At 55.2% G+C, this 1691-nt stretch carries 2 protein-coding genes and 1 pseudogene; 1 reads left to right on the forward strand and 2 read right to left on the reverse strand.

Annotation, left to right across the window (positions count from 1 at the left end):
• A pseudogene (locus tag ACOI1H_RS25370) lies at positions 1–769 on the forward strand (hypothetical protein); the annotation flags it as partial.
• A 213-nt stretch (positions 770–982) separates the two neighbouring features.
• Here ACOI1H_RS25370 and ACOI1H_RS25375 read toward each other — a convergent pair.
• Positions 983–1411: a BLUF domain-containing protein gene (locus ACOI1H_RS25375; RefSeq protein WP_422441075.1), complete on the reverse strand. Its 429-nt coding sequence runs from the start codon at positions 1409–1411 to the stop codon at positions 983–985.
• A gap of 88 nt (positions 1412–1499) precedes the next feature.
• Positions 1500–1691: hypothetical protein (locus ACOI1H_RS25380; RefSeq protein ID WP_422441077.1), on the reverse strand; the 192-nt coding region annotated here is incomplete at its 5' end.

Here is a 1691-nt window from a genome sequence, read left to right on the forward strand (position 1 = left end):
GCGCGTGCTCGTCGTGAGATATCTCAGCATCGAGGCGGCGTTAGCCGACATTTCAAATGTCGAAACGGCCCACTTCAATGCGATCGCGGGCCTCGACGGTTTCAAGGATGTGGCCTTGCTGATCAGCATTGGCCGCCCGCTGCCTCCAAGCCAGGAGATCGAGGCCCTGTCCGGGACCTACTTCGGTGAGGTCCCGCTCGGCCGTTACCGCCACGACGTGGCCGGACTGCGGATGGCATCAGGCCTGGTCCGTGGCATGGTCGTGCTGCGCCACGAGGATCCGCAGGCGGAGACATTGCGGGCGGCGATCTGCGACGACGAGCTGATCCAGGTCGTCGGTCGTGGCCGGGGCGTGAACCGGACGGCCGAAAATCCGCTGGAGGTGCACATCCTCGCAGATGCCGCCCTGCCGTTGGTCTTCGATCGCCTGGTGACGTGGGACGTCGAATGCCCTGACGTGTTCCAGCAGATGCTGATGGCCGGCGTGGCCGTCGACAGCCCGGCCGATGCGGTGGCGTTGCATCCGGGGCTGTTTGCAAATGTCGAGCAGGCCAAAAAGGTTCTCGAGAGGGCCGCATTTAAGGGACAAAACCCTATAAGTACCTCTTATAGGGAAATGTCCCTTAAATCGGCTGCGTATCGTCGGGCGGGACGTGGGCGCGGGTGGCAGCGAGCTTGGTGGGTCAACGATGATGGCACTGACGTGCGCGATCGGATTGAGGCCGGGCTGGGTGATATGGCGGCGTGGCGCGATGAGACGAGCATGTAGGTTTCTGGGCAGTTACTAAACTGGGGGCTTCCAGAGGCGAAGCGGAGGCCTGCCTCCGGTTTGTTTCAAACCAGATTTTCCTTCGTGTCGCTTGGTCAAGGGGCCTAAACCGGATCTGTGCAGCGATTTGCACTGAGGCCTGCTGTGCTGCCGAATTGAACTTTTGCATATTGGTTGCAACAGGAGGTCACATTTTTGCCTTGTCGGTAAGTGTCAGCGCTCCGTAAAGCCTTTGAATACCAATCGCGCAAGTAACAAAGCATTTCCACGCCTGTCTGCAGAAGAAAACTTGGGTGAATCCAATTCAGCCAATGATAACAATGCTCCATCAGAATACTTGCCAATCTCGTCCGGGCCTACGTATCCCATCAACCAGTCCGGAAACGATCGAACTTCTACCGTTTCATTTAAGGTTTCTGAAATGCTTGTGTGACGCGGGTCTTTGCAAATTCGCGCATAGCATTGCTCGACAACGCGTCTCTCACCTTCAAGAACCTGAAAAAACAGATCATCATGGTGCATAAGCACGCCTGTGATACCATCACGTCGGTTATTTCGGACAGAAACCTCGAGAATATCTGAAAGCACCTTAGGCTCTAGTTCCGAGCGAGCCAAACTTACATATGCAATGTGGCAATTCATGAGTGAGCTCTCTCCATTAAAAATTCCACATGTTGAGAGTAGTAGAAGCTAGAGATGAAACAAGTACATTTCGTTTATCCTGTTCTCACTATCCGTCCCCGTCAAGCTTCATAACAAGGCCGAAAAGGGCTCGAAGCTGCCGTTCGCCGCGAGTTGAAGTAAGGTTGGTTTTGGGCCGCTTGCCGACGGCTGCCGACTTGACGGCAATGCCGAGCTTCCCCTCATCAATACTGTCGCTTCCTGTCGCTCCTTGTCGTTTAATGTCATGATTACAATGGCC

Source organism: Loktanella sp. DJP18 (assembly GCF_049310965.1).
Taxonomy (GTDB): domain Bacteria; phylum Pseudomonadota; class Alphaproteobacteria; order Rhodobacterales; family Rhodobacteraceae; genus Loktanella.